General features: G+C 31.0%; 18 protein-coding genes, 1 tRNA gene and 1 riboswitch. Of the genes, 3 read left to right on the top strand and 16 right to left on the bottom strand.

Annotated features, from left to right (window positions below; genetic code table 11):
* Positions 1–100: 100 nt before the first annotated feature.
* From BMY79_RS05525 to BMY79_RS05515, 3 genes are all read right to left on the bottom strand, one after another.
* Positions 101–185, bottom strand: a tRNA-Leu gene (locus BMY79_RS05525).
* 317 nt (positions 186–502) lie between these two features.
* Entirely contained in the window at positions 503–1,342 is an 840-nt protein-coding gene (locus BMY79_RS05520) for a DegV family protein (protein WP_022748713.1), read from the bottom strand.
* Between the two features lie 192 nt (positions 1,343–1,534).
* Positions 1,535–2,836, bottom strand: a complete 1,302-nt coding sequence (locus tag BMY79_RS05515; protein ID WP_029067242.1) for a M18 family aminopeptidase — start codon at positions 2,834–2,836, stop codon at positions 1,535–1,537.
* Between the two features lie 287 nt (positions 2,837–3,123).
* On the opposite strand from BMY79_RS05515, the gene BMY79_RS05510 reads away from it, so the two are divergent.
* Together BMY79_RS05510 and BMY79_RS05505 are read left to right on the top strand one after the other, a co-directional pair.
* Positions 3,124–3,627 carry a DUF5721 family protein gene (locus tag BMY79_RS05510; protein WP_022748716.1) on the top strand — a complete coding sequence of 168 codons (504 nt, stop codon included), beginning with the start codon at positions 3,124–3,126 and terminating at the stop codon, positions 3,625–3,627.
* A 186-nt stretch (positions 3,628–3,813) separates the two neighbouring features.
* Positions 3,814–4,017, top strand: a complete 204-nt coding sequence (locus BMY79_RS05505; protein WP_022748717.1) for a cold-shock protein — start codon at positions 3,814–3,816, stop codon at positions 4,015–4,017.
* Positions 4,018–4,537: 520 nt separating this feature from the next.
* Here BMY79_RS05505 and BMY79_RS05500 read toward each other — a convergent pair.
* The 13 genes from BMY79_RS05500 to BMY79_RS05440 all read right to left on the bottom strand — a co-directional run bounded on the left by BMY79_RS05500 (position 4,538) and on the right by BMY79_RS05440 (position 19,636).
* Entirely contained in the window at positions 4,538–5,992 is a 1,455-nt protein-coding gene (locus BMY79_RS05500; RefSeq protein ID WP_022748719.1) for a 4Fe-4S dicluster domain-containing protein, read from the bottom strand.
* A gap of 168 nt (positions 5,993–6,160) precedes the next feature.
* Positions 6,161–7,414: an ABC transporter permease gene (locus BMY79_RS05495; protein ID WP_022748720.1), complete on the bottom strand. Its 1,254-nt coding sequence runs from the start codon at positions 7,412–7,414 to the stop codon at positions 6,161–6,163.
* Between the two features lie 42 nt (positions 7,415–7,456).
* Entirely contained in the window at positions 7,457–8,821 is a 1,365-nt protein-coding gene (locus tag BMY79_RS05490) for an efflux RND transporter periplasmic adaptor subunit (RefSeq protein ID WP_074730545.1), read from the bottom strand.
* Positions 8,811–9,509, bottom strand: coding sequence for an ABC transporter ATP-binding protein (locus BMY79_RS05485; RefSeq protein WP_029067240.1), 699 nt, complete (start codon positions 9,507–9,509; stop codon positions 8,811–8,813). Before BMY79_RS05485 ends, BMY79_RS05490 begins: the two co-directional genes overlap by 11 nt.
* Positions 9,510–9,522: 13 nt before the next feature.
* The gene (locus BMY79_RS05480; RefSeq protein ID WP_074730544.1) at positions 9,523–10,761 is read right to left on the bottom strand and encodes an efflux RND transporter periplasmic adaptor subunit; all 1,239 of its coding nucleotides are present in this window, start codon (positions 10,759–10,761) and stop codon (positions 9,523–9,525) included.
* 224 nt (positions 10,762–10,985) lie between these two features.
* A complete protein-coding gene (locus BMY79_RS05475; protein WP_074730543.1) occupies positions 10,986–11,894 on the bottom strand; it encodes a dihydroorotate dehydrogenase in 909 nt (302 codons plus the stop codon).
* Complete coding sequence (locus tag BMY79_RS05470) at positions 11,894–12,670, bottom strand: dihydroorotate dehydrogenase electron transfer subunit (protein WP_027422026.1); 777 nt, start codon at positions 12,668–12,670, stop codon at positions 11,894–11,896. Before BMY79_RS05470 ends, BMY79_RS05475 begins: the two co-directional genes overlap by 1 nt.
* 38 nt (positions 12,671–12,708) lie before the next feature.
* Positions 12,709–13,635: an orotidine-5'-phosphate decarboxylase gene (gene pyrF / locus BMY79_RS05465; RefSeq protein WP_022748728.1), complete on the bottom strand. Its 927-nt coding sequence runs from the start codon at positions 13,633–13,635 to the stop codon at positions 12,709–12,711.
* A gap of 208 nt (positions 13,636–13,843) precedes the next feature.
* Positions 13,844–15,169, bottom strand: a complete 1,326-nt coding sequence (locus BMY79_RS05460; protein ID WP_074730542.1) for a dihydroorotase — start codon at positions 15,167–15,169, stop codon at positions 13,844–13,846.
* Positions 15,170–15,425: 256 nt separating this feature from the next.
* Positions 15,426–16,187: a 4-hydroxy-tetrahydrodipicolinate reductase gene (gene dapB, locus BMY79_RS05455; RefSeq protein ID WP_074730541.1), complete on the bottom strand. Its 762-nt coding sequence runs from the start codon at positions 16,185–16,187 to the stop codon at positions 15,426–15,428.
* A gap of 62 nt (positions 16,188–16,249) precedes the next feature.
* A complete protein-coding gene (dapA, locus tag BMY79_RS05450; protein ID WP_022748732.1) occupies positions 16,250–17,143 on the bottom strand; it encodes a 4-hydroxy-tetrahydrodipicolinate synthase in 894 nt (297 codons plus the stop codon).
* Positions 17,144–17,262: 119 nt separating this feature from the next.
* A riboswitch (Lysine riboswitch) is annotated at positions 17,263–17,431 on the bottom strand.
* 100 nt (positions 17,432–17,531) lie between these two features.
* Entirely contained in the window at positions 17,532–18,986 is a 1,455-nt protein-coding gene (locus tag BMY79_RS05445; RefSeq protein ID WP_022748733.1) for a polysaccharide deacetylase family protein, read from the bottom strand.
* Positions 18,987–19,150: 164 nt separating this feature from the next.
* Complete coding sequence (locus BMY79_RS05440; protein WP_022748735.1) at positions 19,151–19,636, bottom strand: cob(I)yrinic acid a,c-diamide adenosyltransferase; 486 nt, start codon at positions 19,634–19,636, stop codon at positions 19,151–19,153.
* Positions 19,637–20,005: 369 nt separating this feature from the next.
* Here BMY79_RS05440 and typA point away from each other — a divergent pair, with 369 nt between their 5' ends.
* Complete coding sequence (gene typA, locus BMY79_RS05435; RefSeq protein WP_022748736.1) at positions 20,006–21,832, top strand: translational GTPase TypA; 1,827 nt, start codon at positions 20,006–20,008, stop codon at positions 21,830–21,832.
* Positions 21,833–21,918: the final 86 nt, after the last annotated feature.

Genomic DNA, 21,918 nt, shown 5'->3' with positions numbered 1-21,918 from the left:
AATTTTCAAAAAATATAATCTACCCCGTAATATAATTTAAAATTCTTAATTTTAGATAAAAAAAAAGGAAACCTCAAGGTTTCCTATACGTTTTAAATAATGCGGAAGAAGGGAATCGAACCCTCACGATCGCAATGATCACAAGATCCTTAGTCTTGCTCGTCTGCCAGTTCCGACACTTCCGCAGCTGTTTTATTTACTGTCGCTCGCTGTCGACTTGATTATAATAACAAATTAGCCAACCATTGTCAACACTTTTTTTAAAAAAAATTTATTTTTTTTATAAACCCCTACGTCTAACATACCTTTTTTACAAGAATCTCTTCTTATTCTTAGATATGTAAACGTAGGTAAAATTTTAATCAAATTAAATTAGATAACATTTACTTAAGATTATCTTAACCAAATTTAATTAGATAACATTTACTTAAGATTATTTTAATCAAATTTAATTAAATAACATTCACTAAAAATTATATTGCACCAATATCACTAGTCAGAATTAACCAGCAACAACAATTCCGCCATTATTAGCATACATTGTAGATACTCCAGCTGTTGGTACTATTATAATTTCTGCAAAGTTTAATTTTTCTTCTAATAATTTCTTTACATATTCTGCTCTTTCAGGGCAATTACAATGAGAAATAGCTATTCTTCTTTCTTCAGGATTTGGAGTATTCTCTGCTATACAATCCACCATTTTAGCCAAAGCTTTCTTCATTCCTCTTCCCTGACCAAGCTGCTGAATTGATCCCTCGTCTGTTGATCCCATTACTGGCTTAATGTTTAATGTGTTTGCAATAAATGCTTTAACATTGCTTAATCTTCCAGCCTTACGTAATGTTTCTAATGTTTCAAGGACAAAATATGTACTAATTGAATCAGTATATTTTTCAATCTCTTCAACTATTTTTTCAAAAGGCATTCCTTGTTCTTCGAATTCTCTTATCTTCATTCCGATTACAGTCTGACCGATTGACGCAGAACGAGAATTTACAACATAGATATTCTTTTGTGTTCCATTTTCATCCTCATAAAGGTTCTTTGCAAGAACTGCACTATTATATGAACCTGATAGCTTTGAAGATAATGTAATAACAAAAATATCATCATAATCGCCTTCAAATTCTTTCATATATCTTTCTGGGGATGGACATGCAGATTTTGGTCCTACTGGACTTTCTTCAACTCTCTTAATAAAGTCAAGCTGATCAAAAGTCTCATCATCCACAATATGGTATCCATCTATTTCTAACTCAAGTGGGACGTTAACAAAATGCCCATCTTTTTTTAATTCTTCTGTAAGCTCTCCACAACTATCAATAATTATTTTGTACATTAATGATATCTCCTTATTTTATATGTTTAGTATTTACAACGAAATATATTGTTATTCTTTTCTAGTATATGTAGTTTTAAAAACTACTTACATTCCATGCTTATCATAACACTTTTTTTATGTTTTGAAAAGCTAAAATATTCTATCCCTTATATTTTCGTTAAATATATGTACAAAATTAATTAAATTTTTTTATTTTTCAGTAAAAAAAGCAAGAATAAACTCATATAAAGCCTCTTGATCCTTAGTTCCCATAAGTTCTCTTACAGAATGCATTGCAAGTAATGGTACACCTATATCTACAACTTTAATAGGCAATAGTGTTGATGCAATTGACCCTAATGTTCCTCCACCTCTAACATCTGATCTATTAACAAATCTTTGATATGGAATTTTATTTTTTTCACAAATTTGTTGAACAATAGCAATTGCCTTAGCATCTGTGGCATAAGATTGTGAACATGCTTCTTTAATACAAAATCCTTTTCCTAAAACAGGATGGTTAGTTATATCCATTTTTTCTGCTTTATTTGGATGTAATCCATGCGCAACATCAACTGAAAGCATCATTGCATTATACATATCAGCTTGAATCTCTTCTTCATTTAAATCTAAATTTGCAAGAATTCTTCTTAACATATCATGCAACATAATTGATCCAGCACCTTGTTTAGTCGAACTTCCTATTTCTTCATGATCAAATAATGCAATTAAATTAATTCCTTCTTTTCTATCATTATTAATAATAGCTGATAATAAAGCAGATGCTGAAGTTAAATTATCTAATCTTGGAGATGAAATCATTGTATCTTTAACACCAACAAAACATGGCTCTTCTGTTGCAAAAACAGATAATTCGAAATCTAAAATATCTTCAACATCAACCTTTAATTCCTCTGCTAAAAATTCCATGAAATATTTAGTTTCTCTTTGTTCTTCTGAAAGGAGATCTACAATAGGCATTGTATCAATTTGTTTATTTAACTCTACTCCTTTATTAACATCTCTATTCATGTGAATTGCTAAATTAGGAATTGTAAGAATAGGTTTTGTCGCTCTATAATTAACAATTTTAGGTTCAAAAACATTATCGCTTCTAAGTGCAATTTTTCCTGCTACAGAAAGTGGTCTATCTAGCCATGTATTAATAATTAAGCCTCCATAACTTTCTGTGTTAATCTGGCCATATCCTTCTTTATTAAAATCAGGATTTGGTTTAATTCTAAAACATGGATAATCTGTATGTGCTGCCGCCATTCTAATCATTTGATTTTTATCAAAATTTTTGCCTACGGTAAAAGCAAAAATTGTGCTTCCGTGGTGATCAACAAAATATTTTTTCCCTTTTTCTAATTTCCAATTTGCTCCGTATGAAAGCTCACAAAAACCAGCTTTTTCTAGACGTTTTCTTGATTCTTCTATTACCCCAAATGGAGATACTCCCATTTTTACCATAGAAAATAAATTATCGATTTCTAAATTATTAAATTCCATAAATATAACCTCTTTTCAAATTTTTGCAATATAACAATAATCATTCACTATATTATTTTTTATATATTATTTTTTATATATTATTTTTTATATATTATTTTATATATCTTATTCAGCTTATATATTTTTATATCATGCTTCTCTCAATAATGATTTTTGTTATATTACATTACTTTATTTATTATACGTTCTGTCATTATAAACTTCTACAACTATTTTTTGATTTATGCTATAATTCTAGTTGACTTTTTATAAGTTGTTAATTGATTTTGAAAGGAAAATTATTAATGATAGTAGTTCAAATAAAAAATATTAAAAATTTTATGAACAATTTACTTTTAAGTGACATGTTTGATCACTTTTTATTACAAGAAACAACAATTGTAAATGGTGCTAGCTATGTAATCGATGGTCACGTTAACAAAGACTTATATAATACTGAAGAATTAGAAAGTTTAGGTGTATTAGATTCTTCTTTTTTCCCATATAGTCAAATCCGACCAAAATGTCTATCAATTGTAAAAGGTAAACACACTCCAGGATATTTTAAATTTGTATTTTTACTTTCACCTACTAATTTGGAAAAAACTTTATCCTCAATTGAGACAACTTACACTCCCTTAGATGTTTCTGGTATGTTTTTAAATATAAAATTTCAAAACGGAATTTTAACTCTAACTACGGGAATTTCTTACAAAACATTTAATATTGATAAATCTTTAGACAACGAATGGGATCGCCTTGTTCGAATTTTCTTAAGCAAAAATAATATTGACTTTGATATATTATAAATACGAACATATCTGAGATATTTTTTCAAGAGTTATAATATACAAAAAATTCTTTGCAATTTAGATATTTTTGATAATTTTTGAAAATAGTTGTTTTTTTTCATGATATTACTTTACTTTTCGAAATACTTATGATATTCTAAAATCAGTTGCAGAAGCAACATTATATATTGGAGGTATTATAAGATGAACAAAGGTACAGTTAAATGGTTTAATAATCAGAAAGGTTACGGATTTATCACAGCCGAAGACGGTCATGATGTATTCGTGCACTACTCAGGACTTAATATGGAAGGATTCAAATCTCTTGAAGAGGGAGCTTCAGTAGAATTTGAAATCGCTGATGGTGCAAAAGGACCACAAGCTACCAATGTTACTGTAGTTAAATAATTAATTTATTTTTTCATTTTTTCTTTTATATTAACACTATAATTTTTAAAACACATGTTTAAAATTTTTTATTTAATTACACACGACGATAATCAATAGTTTTTTGTACCTATTCTTTTTATATAAATTGGATTATTTATTGGGGGAATATGATATAAGGACATGATTAAGAAGGGGGTAAGAGACCTTGCAATTTTGCAGGGTCTTTTACTTTTTTATTTTTAAATATTTAATACACATCTTAAAGTCGTCGTCTTTATACTCAGAGATTGCGTCTTTTTTATTTTTAAATATTTAATGCACATCTTAAAGATAATGTAAGCCTTAGATATAAAAAAATAAAAGTTGGAACGATATTCTTTACCATTCCAACTTTTATGAACCTAAAACTTTTTTAAAGAATCTCTTCTTATAAAAAATAGAAAATTATTATATACAAGTGAATCTTTACATACACTGTAAAAATCACCTATACTCTCTTTTTATTATATTTTCTTTTAACTTTTACATCCTCTACACTCTACTCTCTGTGCATTGAGAATGAATCCATATCGTAATTCTTTAAATTTTCATGAATATTTCTATCATCAGCCTTAGCTAATAAGTTTTCTCTTTGTTTTCTTGTCTTAATTTGATCTGCAAATGAGCTTGGTCCACCTACGCAACCACCTTCACATACCATACCTTCAATGAAATCTTCTGGTAATTTTCCGACTTTCATGAGCAATAATGCTTTCTTACATTCTGCTGCACCGTTTGCCTTGCAAACTGTTGCTGCAATTTCATCATCACTCTCGCGCAAGCTCTGTAGCACTGCTTCTGTAACACCGCCTGAATTAGCAAAACGTTTGCCATAAATTGATGACTCTTGATATTTACATTCTTCATCTGGCTCTAATGCTACACCTTTTGCTTTCATAATTGCACGTATTTCCGAATATGTTAAAACATAATCAGCATTGTTCTCAATTCCTTGTTCTGCTGCTTCTGATTTTTTTGCAATACATGGTCCAATAAATACTGTTACACAATCTGGTTCTTTTGCCTTTAATAATCTTGATATTGCCGCCATAGGTGATACGGTAGTTGAAATGGCATCAGCAATTTCAGGATAATGTTTACGAACCATATTAACAAATGCTGGACAGCATGAAGTTACTTTCTTTTTACCATCTTTATATGCTTCTGCCCACTCTTCTGCTTCATAAGCAGCTGTCATATCGCCACCTAATCCAACTTCAACGAAATCGTCAAATCCAACTTCCTTCATAGCTTTTTTCCAGCTATTCATTGTAATTTTTTCCCCAAATTGACCTTCAGTTGCTGGTGCGGCCATTGCATAAACTTTTTTGCCTTCTGCTTTAATAGCTTCTATAACTTGTACAATAGATGTTTTAGAACCAATTGCACCGAATGGACAGCTATGGATACATTTACCACATCTGATACATTTTTTATCATCAATTACTGAGATTCCATACTCATCGTATGTAATTGCATCCACTGGGCAACTAAATTTACATGGTCTCTTAACATGCGCAATCGCATTATAAGGACATGCTTTAGCACACATACCACACTCTTTACATTTTGTGGAATCAATGTGCGATCTTGTAGCTCCTGGTTCAATTGCACCAAATTTACAAGCATTAATACAAGCCTTTCCTAAACAATTTTGACAGTTATCAGTTACTGTGTAACTTGAAATAGGACAGTCTTCACAAGCTGCATGAATAACCTGAATCAAATTAGGATTATCATCTGTTCCAGCTGACTTTCCTTCAGCCAATCTCACACGTTGTCTGATAATTTCCCTTTCCTTGTAAATACAGCATCGAAATTGTGCCTGAGGTCCAGGTATCAAATCAAACGGTATGCTGTCTCTACGTTCCTCTAAATCACCTTTAAATGCATGTTTTGCAACCTCATACAAAACCGCATGTTTAATTTTAATTACATTTTCGTCTGCGTACATATCTTCTCCCTTATGTTTGTTAAAAATTCAACCATATCAACTATATTTTACAACAAATCAATATATTTTTCTAGTAATGTACTAATATAAATACAATTTTTAATGATTATTTTGTAATTTTCAACAAAAATCAAGAGATGCAGCACGCTTTATTTTAGGCATTTTATCCTATTCTCTTCTCAAAGCCTCAATTGGTTCTAATTTTGCTGCTTTATATGATGGAATAATTCCAAAAATAATTCCAATTACCATAGAAAACGCAACCGCAACAATGGCAGAAATAACGTCTATTTGTATTGGTAGCTTATTAATTTTAGATACTACTTCTGCTAATCCAATTCCAGCAAGAACACCCATAATTCCACCTATACTTGTTAAAACGACTGACTCTGTCAAAAATTGTCCTAATATTGTAATTTTCTTCGCTCCAATTGCTTTTTTTAGGCCAATCTCACTAGTTCTTTCTGTTACTGAAACAAGCATGATATTCATAACACCAATTCCACCAACTAATAGCGAAATACCTGCTATCCATATTAACATCATATTTGTTGATTCTTCTAATTCTTGTATTTTTTTTGCTTGCTCAAGTAAATTTTGTGCTTTATATTTAATCGAAGTATCGTTTGCTGTTATATTATTATTTAATTTTTTAGCAGCAAGCTTACCAACCGATGTTAAATTTGATGTTTTATCAACTTTTAAAACAACATTACTTGGTTCATCATACTGATACGGAATTTGCCAAGTTGTATTAGGTATAAAAATCCTAGAAACTTTATTAGCATAATATGTATAATAATCGTCTACACTATTAATTACTGGTTTAAATTCCTTTTTATCTTTCACAATTCCAATTACAGTGTAGGGTTCTTTTTTTATTTCAATAGTCTTTCCTATTGAACTTTCACCTTGAAAAAGAACTTTCTCTGCTGTTGTATCTAATATAACAACTTTACGATATTTGTTAAAATCATTTTTTGAAAAAATTCTTCCTTTTTTTATTATTAAATCGCAAGTTTCTAAATAATTTTTTGAAACTCCTAATACATTACCGTTCCCTAATGGATTATCTTTATAAAATACACCCTCATATTCATTTCTTTTTTTATAAGTTGCTACTTTTTTTACATGTTTTATATTTCTAAGTTCACTTATCTGATTTTCTTCTAAATCATTAAGACCTTCAGGTATTGCCTCAAATGCAAAATCAACCGAATCATCTCCCTTTGAAATTTCAACAGAAACATTGTTATTACCTGAACCAATTAGATTTTTTTCTATCTGCTTATTTGCACCTTCTATAGTAGATACAATGACAATAATTGCTGCAATACCAATTATTATTCCTAACATTGTTAAAAATGATCGCATTTTATGTGACAAAATCCCCGAAAAAGATAGTCTAATATTTTCTAGCAAATTTCTCCCTCCTTTTTCTAATTTTTTTCCTGTTAATTACTACTAGTTAGCAATTCTTGTTTTTACACCTTCTCTAATTGTTTTTCCATATGGAAAAGCGATCTTATCACTCATTTTTAATCCAGATTTAATTTCAATATTAGATCCTTCAATTATCTTTCCGGTTTGTACATATCGTTTTTGCAATCGACCGTCAACTGAAACAAAAACATAAGGTGTTTCTTCATCTGTTCTTACATAGCTTTGCTCAATAACTATTCTATTTTCTTTGTTATTGCCTTCTACTTTTATTGCTAAATTCAATGGATCTCCTTCTTTTAACTCTTTAGATTCTTTAATGAAAGCTCTAAATTTATACTTTGAAACGTTAGGATTTCCTTCAAGATATATTTCTTCTTTTTCTGAAGCTGGATTTTTATCTATATTATCAATTTTAGCTTTGTATTCTTCTTCTGGCTTATCATACGACGAAACAACTACTTTTTGTCCTATTTTTATATTTTTGATTTGAAGTTCACTTAAATATCCCTCTACATGAATTCCTTCATTTGCTGTAATAATCAAAAAAACACTTCCATCTGATAAAGGTTTTTCTTTATTGCCAACTTTTTTTACAACTCCATCAAATTTTGCATAAACAACACCATCTTGAATCTCTTTTTCGAGTTGTTTCAAGTGTAATTGTGATTTTTTCATATCGATTTCGTAACCTTTTATAGTTTTTTCCTGCTCTTTAATTGCTTCATCTATTTCTTTATCTGAGTTGTATGGTATATCATTATCTTGTGTATTTTTATCTAATGAATCATCCTCACTCGATTTTTCATCATACAAATTATCTGATTTATCTTGTGTATTTTTGTCATGAGCAATATCTTTTTCTATATTACTTTCATTTTCTTCATCATCAGAGTCATTACTTTCCATATCGTTTGATGCTTTTGAAACTTCTACTTTATTATATTTTTGAGTATCTACTTTATTGCTTGGAAAAGCTTCTACTTTATTTCGCTTTAAACTTTCTATTTCACCCTTTGCCTTTTGAATTTTTACATCTAAAAGTGACTGAGCTACTTTTTCTTTTTCTATAGCAATAGCAACACTCTCAACATCAAACGCTATTAGTTTATCTCCTGCTTTTACTTGCTGTCCCTTTTGAACGTACACTTCTTTTATTACCTGTTCCTTACTTAACATGACACTTTGTGATTTATCAGATGTAACATATCCCTCACTTGTTAGCTCGCCATTATTATAGCCCATGTTAAGATTAGATACTTCTCTGACATCAGCATGCATTTTACTTTTTTGGTAAAAAGATACTCCATATATTATTCCTAATATTACACCAACAATACCTATTATAGATATCAAAGCGATTATTCCTGTCTTTACTTTATTGTGCATGAGCAATCGCCTCCTCCTTTGAATCGTATAGCCTTCCATCAATTATATACAAAATTCGGTTAGCATATTTTGCAACATTTTCGTCATGTGTAATCATAATAATTGTCACACCTTCTTTGTTTAACTTTTCAAAAAGTTCCATTACCTGCTTGCCTGATTTTGAATCTAATGCCCCAGTTGGCTCGTCTGCTAGTATCAATTTAGGATTATTTACCATTGCTCTAGCTATAGCAACTCTTTGTTTTTGACCTCCTGATAATTGGGTTGGTTTAAAAGAGCTTCTATCCTCTATTCCTACCTTTTTTAACGCCTCAAAAGCTCTTTTATTTCTTTCTTTTTTACTAACTTTTGCATATATTAAAGGTAAAGAAACATTATATAATGCAGTTTGTCTTGGCAACAACTGAAATTGTTGAAAAACAAATCCTATACTATTTAATCGAATTTGCGATAAATCTTTATCTTTTAATTCCAAAACATTTTCATCATCTAATTTATACTCACCCTTTGTAGGATGATCTAAACAGCCAATTATATTCATAAGCGTAGACTTTCCTGAACCTGAAGGCCCCATTATTGCTATATATTCACCTTCTGCAACTTCAATATTTATATCTTTTAAAACAGGTACAACAAGCTGTTTATCTCCATAGTAATCTTTATAAATACTTTTTAATTCAACTAACATCTTATTCTCCTTTTTATGTACCTATTGGATTTGCTCTATTTGAATTTTTCCTATACAAAGGCGATTTATAATCAACCTTTGATTGATCTCGAACTGTAGATATTCCTTCGTATGCTCCAGGTATATCACTCGCTATATAATCGCTCTTTTTTAAACCTGATAAAACTTTATACTTATTTGATGCTTCATCAAGTTTACTTATTTTAATATTTCTTTTTTCTAAAGTTTTATTTTTACTTTCAACCCAAACATAAGGTTTATCATCATTTACTACATAACTAGAATCAAGCCATAAGCCTTTCTTTTTATTTAAGGAGCTCAAATCAGTATCTATATATACATGTTCTCCTAATAAAAAATTATTTTCGCCTTCAAGCTCAACATAAAATGGATATTTAGATGAACTTTCATTTTGTTGACCCTCTTGCCCCATGTCTGAAGCGGGACTATCTACTTTTTTATCCAATGACACTTCTGTTATTTTTCCTTTACAAACATCATCTTCATTTATGCGAGAACGAATCACCACTTCTTGATCTTTTTTTAAATTTCTCGCAGTTTCTTCTTCCACTAAACCTTTAACTTTATATTTATCGTTCTGATAAATAACAATAAATGGTTCTGTATTTCCTTGAGAATTTTTATCATCTTTATTTATTGTTTTGACAACTCCAGTGACCGTACTCACTACAGTTCCATTGTCTACTATTTTTTGATTTTTTTCTATTTCTGATTTTTTTAAATTAATATTTAACTGTGCATCTCTTATATTAATTTTTGTTTCTTTAATCTCGGAATCAATAAATTTTTGACGTTCTTCATCTGCTGTTTTTAATTCTTCTTCTAATTTATTAATATTATCATTGTAATCTGCAATCGAATTATTACTACTTTCTATTTCAATTTTTGCTGCTTCAATTGCATTTTTTGCTTCTTCAACATCATAAGCAAACAATTTAGTTCCAACTAAGACCTCATCACCTTCATGCACAAAAACTTCTTGAATCTTTCTATCTGCATCTTTTTCAATTTCCTTATTTCCTTCAGATTCAATAATTCCCATGTACTTGTTCGAACCAGTTGATTGCTCACTAAGTATATCAGATACTCTTTGTACATAAACTTTATCTTTTTTCCCCGAAGAATGTCTTAATAATATCGTACAAATAATAGCAATGACCAAAAACACAAGCGCCAATAAAACAAGCGCTATTATCTGTTTTTTCGTAAAGCTCCCAATACTTTTCTTCATTATTTCATCTCACCTTTCCGATTTTATACCTTTAGTTTAACACATTGTTAGATAGACTTAACCTTAAATTTTCTTTATGTTATTTTTCTATTATTTTCCTCTTGTATATTTCCTATAAAAAACAAAAAAACTCTAATTTAACCTTTAGAGTAAAAGTATTTCCACAATTACACTTTAAGTCAAATTAGAGCTTTAACTATTATAGTATAGACTTAATATTTAATTTATCTCTCGTGAACTGCACCAACTAATTCTTTGATATCAGATACATTATATCTTCTCATGTAATCTTCTATACCCTCTACAATTTTTATAGTTGACTGCGGATCCATAAAGTTTGCTGTACCGACAGATACCAATGAGGCTCCTGCCAAAATCATTTCTATTGCATCTTCATAATTTACAATACCGCCCATTCCAATAATTGGAATATTTACAGCAGATGCTGTCTCATAAACCATTCGAACAGCAACCGGATGAATTGCTGGACCACTCATTCCACCTGTTTTATTTGCCAATACGAAACTTCTTCTATTTATATCGATTTTCATACCTGTAATAGTATTAATCAATGAAACTGCATCTGCTCCTCCTGCCTCTGCAGCTTTTGCCATCTCTTTTATGTCCGTTACATTTGGTGAAAGTTTCATTATAATTGGCTGTTTTGCGATTTTTTTTATTTGTTGTGTTATATCAAATACAGCTTTAGGATCTTGACCAAAAGCTATTCCACCCTCTTTTACATTTGGACACGAAATATTAATTTCTAACATATCAACATTTTCACTGGCTAATCTTTCAACCACTTCTAAATATTCTTCTGTTGTATGTCCACATACATTAACAATTATATTTGTATCGTAATTTTGCAAAAACGGAATATCTCTCTTACAAAATGTATCAATTCCTGGATTCTGAAGTCCTACTGCATTAAGCATTCCTCCATAAACTTCTGCCACTCTAGGTGTAGGATTACCTTTCCAAGGTAAATTTGCAACACCTTTAGTAACAACTCCACCTAGTCGATTTAAATCAACAAATTGTGAATATTCTTGACCAGATCCAAATGTTCCTGATGCAGTAATTACAGGATTTTTAAAATTAATTCCACAAAAATTAACACAAGTATTCATTAGATTTCTACCTCCCTTGCATCAAAAACAGGTCCTTCTGTACATATTCTTGCATTGTGAACTTTCGAATGATGATCTTTTTTCTTAGTTTTAGTTACACATCCTAAACAAGCTCCAATTCCACATGCCATACGCTCTTCTAACGAAATAAAGCAATCCATTTCATTTTTTTGGCAATATTCTTTTAAAGCCTTTAACATAGGCATAGGACCACACGCCATTACAGCATCTGCCTTTAATTTGTTTTCTTTAATAGCATCAATGACTGTTCCATTTGTCTGATAACTTCCATCATCTGTTGCAACAAATACTTCAGCCTCTTTCTGAAGTTCTTCATAAAGAAACATATCATTTTTACTTCTATAACCAACTACAATTTGTTTTTTCCCTTGTATATTCTTTGCTAATTGTAACATTGGTGGGATACCGATTCCTCCACCGATTACAAGAACATTATCATATTGTTTAGATAAATCATATCCATTGCCAAGTGGACCTAAAACTGTAACTTTTGTATTAGGTTCATACTTTGCGAACTCATTTGTTCCTTTTCCTACTGTTCTAAAAACAACCCTGATTGTATTTTCTTTTTTATCAATTTCACATAAACTTATTGGTCTAGGCAAAATTCTACTAGAATCATTGCAATAAACCGAAATAAATTGTCCTGCTATTGCTTCTTTTGCAATATCCTTTGTTTTTAAAACAATACTGTAAACACCTTCACTTAGCTTTTCATTTGATAGCACTATCGCTTCTTCTTTATAAATCGCCATATTTTCTCCTTGTTCTTTACTGTTTTTATAGCTTATAACTATTTAATTGCTGAATTAATATCCTCAATCATATCAACAACAGCCATTCTAGATGCATCTGCAAAATTCTTTTCTGTTATTCCTTGATCCTTATATTTATCATTTTTATAAGCACAAATAATACCTCTTGAAGAATTTATAATTGCTCCTAATCCATCTTCGTTAAAGAAGCATTTTAAATCTTCTGCTTTACCACCTTGGGCACCATATCCAGGTACTAAAATCATTGCTTTAGGCATAATTTTTCTTAATGTCTCACCCATTTTTGGATAAGTTGCACCTACAACTGCACCTACGTAACTATATTCGTCACCCATGCACTCGCTTCCCCACATATTTACTTTTTCACCAACAATCTCATAAAGAGGTCTGTTGTCAATTAGTCTATCTTGGAATTCTCCACTTGATGGATTAGATGTTTTAACAAGAACGAATATGCCTTTTTTCTCTTCTTTACAGACGTCAATAAATGGATTAACACCATCTGAACCTAGATAAGGATTTACAGTAACGAAATCTTCTTTGAATGGACAAAAACTATTATTCCCAACTTTAACTCTACCAATATGGCCAACAGCATACGCTTTAGAAGTTGAACCAATATCACCTCTTTTAATATCACCAATGATTACAAGATCTTTTTGGCGACAATACTCCACTGTTTTATTAAATGCCTTAATACCCTCAATACCAAACTGTTCATACATAGCAATCTGAGGCTTAACTGCCGGAATTAAATCATGCGTTGCATCAATAATCGCTTTGTTATACTGCCAAATAGCTTCCCCTGCACCTTCTAAAGTCTCACCAAATCGGCTAAATGCTTCTTCTTTAATAAAATTAGGTACGTAATCCAACATTGGATCTAAACCTACAACTATTGGTGCGTTTTTTTGCTTAATTTTGTCAACTAACTTGTTAATCATTTTTTAGTTCCTCTCTCTAAACAATATGTAATAGTCGTTGAAATAACACCACAAGTCGCAAAACTGACCTGCCTTTCATTTGACCTTGATATATATTTTCTAATGTTTTTATTAAAAAGTCAACAAGAATTTTTATTAAAAATTATAATAAACAAGCTACAGCATTTTTATCTGCCATAGCTTGCCATTTTATACTATATATCTATTTTTATGCTTCGTAAACAACTCTACCTTCACAAATTGTTGCTTTAACCTTACCTTTAACTTCTCTGCCGTCAAATGGAGTATTTTTTCCTTTTGAAACAAAATTATTTTTATCAATTTTATACTTAGCATTTACATCAAAAATAACAATATCAGCAACCTTGCCTTCACTAATATCACCTTTATCAATGCCAATTATTTTAGCTGGATTATAACTCATCTTTTCAACCATTTGCATAGGAGTAATTATCTCATTACAAACAAGTTCTGTATATGTTATTGCTGCTGCTGTTTCGATTGAACTTATTCCAAATGGAGCATTTCTCATTGATGTGTTTTTATCCCCAAAGGTATGTGGTGTATGATCTGTTGCAATTACATCTATAATATCATTTTTTAGGCCTTCTCTAATAACATTTACGTCTTTTTGCGTTCTAAGAGGTGGCTTAACTTTATAATTTGTATCAGCATCGTTATCATGAGGTATCATTATTCCATTTTCAGGAACCTGAATAAATTCCTTAATATCATTTGAAGTTAATGTAAAATGATGTGGTGTAACTTCAGCTGTAACCTTAACCCCAATTTGCTTAGCTAATTCTATCATACGAATTGAACCATGAGTAGAACATCTACTAATATGAATTCTAGCACCTGCTTTATAAGCTACAATAAGATCTCTAGCTAAAACAACATCTTCTACTGCATTCGAATAAACTGGCATATCTAATCTCTTAGCATTTTCATCATCATTCATTACTCCACCATTGATTAGATATGGATCTTCACAATGTGCAAATACAGGAAGATCTAATTCTCCAGCCATACGTAAGCCCTTAAATAATACTAATGTATCTTTTATTGACTTACCTGCATCACTAAGTGCAGGAACCCCAGCTTCATATAAAGACTTAATGTCTGTAAGAACTTCTCCTTTAGAACCTTTTGTAATCGATCCTGCTTGTAAAACATTAATTGCCTCTTCTGCTTTTGATTTATTTAATACATATTTGACTGCATCAGCATTATCAATAACAGGTGTTGTATCTGGCATAGCAACAATAGTTGTATATCCACCTCTTGCACCTGCCCACATTTCAGAAATAACTGTGCCATTTTCTTCAGGTCCTGGATCATTTAAATGTGTATCTAAATCAACAAATCCCGGCATAACCCAACATCCTTTGGCATCAATTACCTTATCAACTTTACTCTCTTTAATTTTAGTATCAATTTTCTTAATAATTCCATCCTCAACTAATAAATCAGCTTTTTGCTCAAATTTATTAGCCGGATTAATGATTTTTCCGTTTTTTATAAGTAGTTTCATACTTTTTCCCCGCCTTGTTTCCCTAATTTTTTATTACTTATACACCTTATATAACCAAAAAACATATCCTATATAACCTTCACTTCAGTATAACATAAGTGATTTTTTATAGCAATTAAATAGAAAGCAATTTAATATGTTACAGTCTATTTCGGCCATCTATTTAATTAAAAAAAGAGCCTAAACAGAGAAATCTCCATCTAGACTCTAAATATCATCTATATATATTCCTTAATATAACAGATTCTATAACAGATTATTTAGCAGCAATAACATCCGCCATATCATAACTTCCTGCTTCTTTTCCTGCTAAGAATTTAGCTGCTTCAATAGCACCTTTTCCAAATACACCTTTTGAATAAGCTGTATGTTTGATAGTGATTACTTCATCGATACCTGCAAAAAATACTTCATGCTCACCTACGATATTACCACCTCTAACTGCTGAGATTCCAATTTCTCTAGCATCTCTTTTTTCTCTTCTTTGACTTCTATCATAAATATACTCATATTTATTATCTAGTGCTTCATTAAGAGAATCAGCTAATGCAATTGCAGTTCCTGAAGGTGCATCTAATTTTTGATTATGATGCTTCTCAACAATCTCCATATCAAATCCAGCTGGAGCAAAAACAGTTGCAGCCTTTTTTAATAATTCCATAATTGTGTTAATACCTAGTGACATATTTGCTGATCTTAAAACAGCAACTTTTTTGCTAGCTTCATTAACTTTTTCTAACTGTTCATCACTTAAACCTGTTGTACATAATACAACTGGAGTCTGTGTCTTAACACAATGCTCTAATAAACCATCAATAGCCTTAGCATTTGAAAAATCAATTATAGCATCTGCTTTAACATCACATTCATCTACTGATTTAAAAACTGGGTACTTATTCTCAATTTTATCGCAGAAATCAATTCCTGCAACGATTTCTATATCTTTATCATTCTCACAAAGCTTAGTAATAGTCTGACCCATGTGACCATTACATCCATGCATAATAACCTTTGTCATTTAATCTATCCTCTTTCTTACTAATAATACCAAAATTCGTTTATATTCTACACCACGTCATATTAATCTGCAAGTGCAATTCCGTATTCACACATTGCTTTTTTCAAAATTTGAGCCTTTGTATCTGACATTTCACTAAGTGGTGGTCTTAATCCACCTACTTCTATTCCCATGAAATTAAGTGCTTTTTTAACTGGAATAGGATTAACTTCACTAAATAATGCGTCAATAAGTGGCAATGCCTCTAATTGTAGCTGTCTTGCTTTTTCTACGTTTCCTTCAAAGAAATTGTAGCACATATCATGAACCTGTCTTGGTGCAATATTACTCCAAACCGAAATAACTCCAATTGCTCCAATAGCAAGCAATGGTAAAACTAATCCATCCTCTCCTGAATATAAATCTAATTTACCGTCTGTAAGATACATTGTTTTACTTGATTGGCTCAAATTACCTGTTGCATCTTTTAAACCTACGATATTTTTATGTTCTTTAAATAAAGTTGCCACTGTCTCAGGCATAATATTACAACCTGTTCTGCTTGGAACATTATACATAATCATTGGAATATCTACTTCATCAGCTATTCTTCCGTAGTGATTAATTAAGCCTTGCTGTGTTGCCTTGTTATAGTATGGCGAAACAACTAAAATTCCATCTACACCAGCCTCTTTTGCTTCAGAAGAAAGTTGTATAGCTGTTTTAGTACAGTTTGAACCTGTTCCTGCAACTACAGGGATTCTACCCTTTGTAAATTCAACAGCCTTTCTAATGACATCAGAATGTTCTTCCATTGTAAGTGTTGCACTTTCACCTGTTGTTCCTGTGATAATGATAGCATCTGTACCACCATCAATCTGCATGTTAATTAACTCTTCTAATTTTGTGTAATTAACGTCTCCATTCTCTTTCATTGGAGTTACAATAGCTACTCCAGCACCTTTAAAAATACTCATGTTTTTTCCTCTTTTCATAGACAATTTTAAGTTATATAATTGCTACCATCTTCATAACTTCTAGCTTTTAAAAAAGCCAACCCATCAAAAAAATGATAGAGCTGGCTTACAAATTCAACTTATATGATAGCACTCCATCTTACGATGACAGTCATAAAGCTATTAACTTTATGCCCAAGAATTATTCTGCAAAAATAACCCTTTCGGCGCTTGCCCCTTTCCTCTACTGTCATCTGATTTGCTTCATCTAGCAAAGTACTTTTGACTTGCGCAACCTCTATCTCTTTAACAATTTTAAATTTTAATATGTTAAATCATTAATAACTTAACCTAACTATAACACTAAACTATTATTAAGTCAATACACGTTATTTCTAATTATTTACAATTATTTATTTAATACTGGGTGATGAGCTGGGAAACTTGATTCATCTAATGGTAAAAATGTATATCCATTTTGTAATCCCCAAGTAATTACACCTTCAATTGCATTAACTGTAAAGTCTTTAATATCGTGGCATAAAACAACTGCTTTATTATGTGTCTGCATACCAGCTATAATATTTTGTCTTACAACATTAGTATCTTTTGTAGCACCTGCATCACCACTTGATACGTTCCAATCAAAATATACGTAACCTTTATCATTAGCTTGTTGTGTTAATCTTCCCATAACACCATGATTAAACTTACTTACTAAATTCGAACTTCCACCTGGGAATCTCATTAATTTAGTAGTTTTACCAGTTTCTTGTTTAATTACTTCTTCCATTGCATCAAAATCAGCCCAATAAGCAGCTTCACTTGCATAGATTTTTTTGTAATCATGTGTAAAACTATGAACACCTATAGCATGTCCTTCTTTAGCTTCTCTTGCAATATCAGCCTGGCAATCTTTTCTTAAATTAGTTACAAAGAAAGTCGCCTTAACATTATATTTCTTTAGAATATCTAATAATTTATTTGTATGTGGTCCAGGACCATCATCAAATGTCAAATAACAAACTTTGCTATCTGGAACAACCTGTGGCATTGTACCTTCTTTTTCAACTTTAACAACACGTTTAGCTGTAGCTTTATTATTATGAGCATCTGAAACTGTATATTTTAAAGTATAAGTTCCACATTTTTTCATATTAACCTTACCTGTAACTTTTACCTTATTAGTAACGTTACCGTCAAGATTGTCAATTGCAGTATACTCATCTTTCCAACCAATATTCTGGTAAGCTGTAACCTTTTTGCCACCTTTTAAAGTGATAACTGGTGCAACTTTATCTTTGTAAACAATCTTTCTAACTTCTGTTGTTGTATTGCCTCTCTTATCACTTACTTCATATGTTATTTTTCTCTTGCTAACTGTTTTCTTAACATTATTAGTTACATCGCCATCTAAATTGTCAGTGGCACTATAACCGTCTTCTGTATATTCCTGTCCAGGTAAAACATATACAACATTACCTTTACTTAATTTAACTTTAGGTCCTGATATATCTTTTACTTCAACAGATCTTTTTTTTGTTACTTTTTTGCCGTCATAAGAAGCTTCATAAGAGACTTCATATTTACCTAATTTACTAGTATCAACCTCTCCGGTAGTTTTAACTTTTACATCTGTTTTTCCAAATGGTAAGAACTTGCTTGCATATGTAGCTTTTGCTCCTGGATCTTTATATTTTGAAGCATAATCTACTACTTGATTTGCTTTACCATTTAATTCAATACTTAATTTTTTATTGTTTCCTAATACCGCTATAATTATACCTGCTAAAAGTGCAAGTGCAACGATAACGATTAATAAAACCATAATACTTTTTTTTGTATCCTTTTTGGCTCTCAACATTAGCAATCTCCTCTTTTCTTTTTGTCAATTTCTATATTATCATTATGAAAAGTGCCTTTCAAGGAAAACACCAAAAAAAGAACCTTAAGATTTTTTAAGATTCTTCTTTTTTTTAACTATACTTTAACATTTTATTTTATTTATCATTAAAAGCACTAAAATTTCTAGTGTTCTTGAGAAATATGATAGACCTCATCAGCAATATTTCTAAGCTCTTCAGGTAATACTCTTCCTGTTAAAATTATATTCATATCGTCTGGTTTCTTTTCTAACATATTCTTAATTTCGTCTATTTCAATTATATTCTCGTCTACTAAACCTAGGATTTCATCTAACACTAACAAATCACATGCCGAAGTAGAAATAACTTTCTTGCTATAATTAAATCCATTTCTAAGATTTTCTCTTTCTTCTGCTTGTTGCTCTTGTGTTAATTTTTCGAAACACTCATCTTGTTTAGCAAATCTAAATAATTTAAGTTCTGGCTCAAATCTTTTTAAATATTCCTCTTGCATTGGAATCTTTTCTTTTAAAAACTGAATAATAATTGCCTCTTTAGATTCTGCAGCTGCAAGTACAGCATTACCTAGTGCTGATGAGGACTTACCTCTTCCTTCACCATAATAAATCTTTACTACACCGTTAGCCATGTTTCCTCCTTAGCTCATCCGCCAATTATAATATAAATAAATTCTCTAAACTATAAAATCTATTTATCTTATTTCTTAGGTCATAAAACGTGTTTTTAAGATTTCACATCCATTGTTATAGGTAAAATACCACATTATAGAGTTTTTTGCAACTTTTTACCGGAAAAAGCCTGATATTATTCGGAATTTTCACCAAAAACAGATTATTTTTTTTTATAAAATATACATATTTATTAATCTTTTAAAAATTGATTTTAGTTAGCTTGTTTATTTACTTTTTTTATGATAAGATTTTAAAGTTAGACTGATTGTTTTTTCAGTCTTATAGTAACATTATAGAAACAAAGTCCAAGAAAGAAGGATAAATAAATGAAAACAACAAGAGACGATATTCGTAATATTGCCATCATTGCCCACGTAGATCATGGTAAAACTACTTTAGTTGACCAACTATTAAAACAAAGTGGTGTATTCCGTGAAAATCAAGAAGTACAAGAACGTGTTATGGACTCAAATGATATCGAAAAAGAAAGAGGTATCACAATTCTTTCAAAGAATACAGCCGTTCAATACAAAGATGTAAAAATCAACATTATCGATACACCTGGACATGCTGACTTCGGTGGAGAAGTAGAGCGTGTACTTAAAATGGTTAATGGTGTTGTTTTAGTAGTAGATGCATTTGAAGGTGTTATGCCTCAGACTAAATTCGTAGTTATGAAAGCTTTAGCTTTAGGTCTTCCTATCGTAGTATGCTTAAACAAAATTGACCGTCCAGAAGCTAGACCTGCTGAAGTAGTTGACGAAGTATTAGAATTATTTATGGATCTTGATGCTTCTGATGAGCAGCTTGACTGCCCATTCCTTTATGCATCAGCTCGTAATGGATATGCTATGTACAATCCAGATGACGAACCAGAAAATATGATTCCATTATTCGAAACAATTATCAATCATATTCCAGCTCCAGAAGGAGATCCTGATGCTAATACTCAGGTTCTTATTTCTACAATCGATTACAACGAATATGTTGGTCGTATCGGAATTGGTAAAGTTGATAACGGATCTATCAAGGTTAACCAGGAAGCAGTTGTAGTTAACCATCATGATCCAGACAAAAAACAAAAAGTTCGTATCAGTAAATTATATGAATTTGAAGGTCTTAATAAAGTTGATGTTGAAGAAGCTAAAATTGGTTCTATCGTAGCAATTTCTGGTATTTCAGATTTACATATCGGAGATACAATTTGTTCTCCAGAAAATCCTGAAGCAATTCCTTTCCAGAAAATTTCTGAGCCAACTATTTCTATGAACTTCATCGTTAACGACAGTCCATTAGCTGGTCAAGAAGGTAAATTTGTAACTTCTCGTCACATCAGAGACCGTCTATATAGCGAGTTAAATACTGACGTTTCTCTTCGTGTTGAGCAAGGTGAAACACCTGATACATACAAAGTATCTGGTCGTGGTGAACTTCATCTTTCAGTTCTTATCGAAAACATGCGTCGTGAAGGATTTGAGTTTGCTGTAAGTAAAGCTGAAGTTTTATATAAAACAGATGAAAACGGCAAAAAATTAGAGCCTATGGAAATTGCTTATGTTGACGTTCCAGATGAATTTACAGGAGCTGTAATTTCTAAACTTCAACAACGTAAAGGTGAGCTTAGAAACATGGGTTCAATCGCTGGTGGATATACAAGACTTGAGTTTAGAATCCCATCAAGAGGTCTTATCGGTTATAGAGGAGACTTCATGACAGATACTAAAGGTAATGGTATCCTTAATACAATGTTTGATGGCTATGATGAATACAAAGGTGATATTCAGTACCGTGCAACTGGTTCACTTATCGCATTCGAATCTGGTGAATCTGTAACTTATGGTTTATTTGCTGCTCAAGATCGTGGTACATTATTCATCGGTGCTGGTCAGAAAGTTTACTCTGGTATGATCATCGGACAGAGTTCTAGAGCAGAAGATATCGAAATTAACGTATGTAAGAAGAAACACTTAACAAATACACGTTCATCATCTGCTGATGAAGCTTTAACACTTGTTCCACCTCGTGTATTAAGCTTAGAGCAAGCTATTGATTATATTGACACAGACGAATTACTTGAAGTAACACCAGAAAACTTAAGAATCCGTAAGAGAATTCTTGATCCAAGACTTCGTAAACGTGCAAATAACAAATAATAATTTATAAATAGTTATTAATTTTTTATAAACTTTATACGAAAAAGACTAGAGACTATTGGTATAACATCACTATTTGTCATCTA

Source organism: Lachnobacterium bovis (genome assembly GCF_900111325.1).
Taxonomy (GTDB): domain Bacteria; phylum Bacillota; class Clostridia; order Lachnospirales; family Lachnospiraceae; genus Roseburia; species Roseburia bovis_A.
The sequence above is the reverse complement of the archived record's forward strand: the minus strand, read 5'-3'. Positions and strand labels throughout refer to the sequence as shown.

Bases quoted from the DNA above. Each gene is read 5' to 3' on its own strand.
- BMY79_RS05520 (WP_022748713.1), bottom strand. From the start codon at position 1,342: ATGTACAAAATAATTATTGATAGTTGTGGAGAGCTTACAGAAGAATTA.
- BMY79_RS05515 (WP_029067242.1), bottom strand. From the start codon at position 2,836: ATGGAATTTAATAATTTAGAAATCGATAATTTATTTTCTATGGTAAAA.
- BMY79_RS05510 (WP_022748716.1), top strand. From the start codon at position 3,124: ATGATAGTAGTTCAAATAAAAAATATTAAAAATTTTATGAACAATTTA.
- BMY79_RS05505 (WP_022748717.1), top strand. From the start codon at position 3,814: ATGAACAAAGGTACAGTTAAATGGTTTAATAATCAGAAAGGTTACGGA.
- BMY79_RS05500 (WP_022748719.1), bottom strand. From the start codon at position 5,992: ATGTACGCAGACGAAAATGTAATTAAAATTAAACATGCGGTTTTGTAT.
- BMY79_RS05490 (WP_074730545.1), bottom strand. From the start codon at position 8,821: ATGCACAATAAAGTAAAGACAGGAATAATCGCTTTGATATCTATAATA.
- BMY79_RS05485 (WP_029067240.1), bottom strand. From the start codon at position 9,509: ATGTTAGTTGAATTAAAAAGTATTTATAAAGATTACTATGGAGATAAA.
- BMY79_RS05480 (WP_074730544.1), bottom strand. From the start codon at position 10,761: ATGAAGAAAAGTATTGGGAGCTTTACGAAAAAACAGATAATAGCGCTT.
- BMY79_RS05475 (WP_074730543.1), bottom strand. From the start codon at position 11,894: ATGAATACTTGTGTTAATTTTTGTGGAATTAATTTTAAAAATCCTGTA.
- BMY79_RS05470 (WP_027422026.1), bottom strand. From the start codon at position 12,670: ATGGCGATTTATAAAGAAGAAGCGATAGTGCTATCAAATGAAAAGCTA.
- pyrF (WP_022748728.1), bottom strand. From the start codon at position 13,635: ATGATTAACAAGTTAGTTGACAAAATTAAGCAAAAAAACGCACCAATA.
- BMY79_RS05460 (WP_074730542.1), bottom strand. From the start codon at position 15,169: ATGAAACTACTTATAAAAAACGGAAAAATCATTAATCCGGCTAATAAA.
- dapB (WP_074730541.1), bottom strand. From the start codon at position 16,187: ATGACAAAGGTTATTATGCATGGATGTAATGGTCACATGGGTCAGACT.
- dapA (WP_022748732.1), bottom strand. From the start codon at position 17,143: ATGAGTATTTTTAAAGGTGCTGGAGTAGCTATTGTAACTCCAATGAAA.
- BMY79_RS05445 (WP_022748733.1), bottom strand. From the start codon at position 18,986: ATGTTGAGAGCCAAAAAGGATACAAAAAAAAGTATTATGGTTTTATTA.
- BMY79_RS05440 (WP_022748735.1), bottom strand. From the start codon at position 19,636: ATGGCTAACGGTGTAGTAAAGATTTATTATGGTGAAGGAAGAGGTAAG.
- typA (WP_022748736.1), top strand. From the start codon at position 20,006: ATGAAAACAACAAGAGACGATATTCGTAATATTGCCATCATTGCCCAC.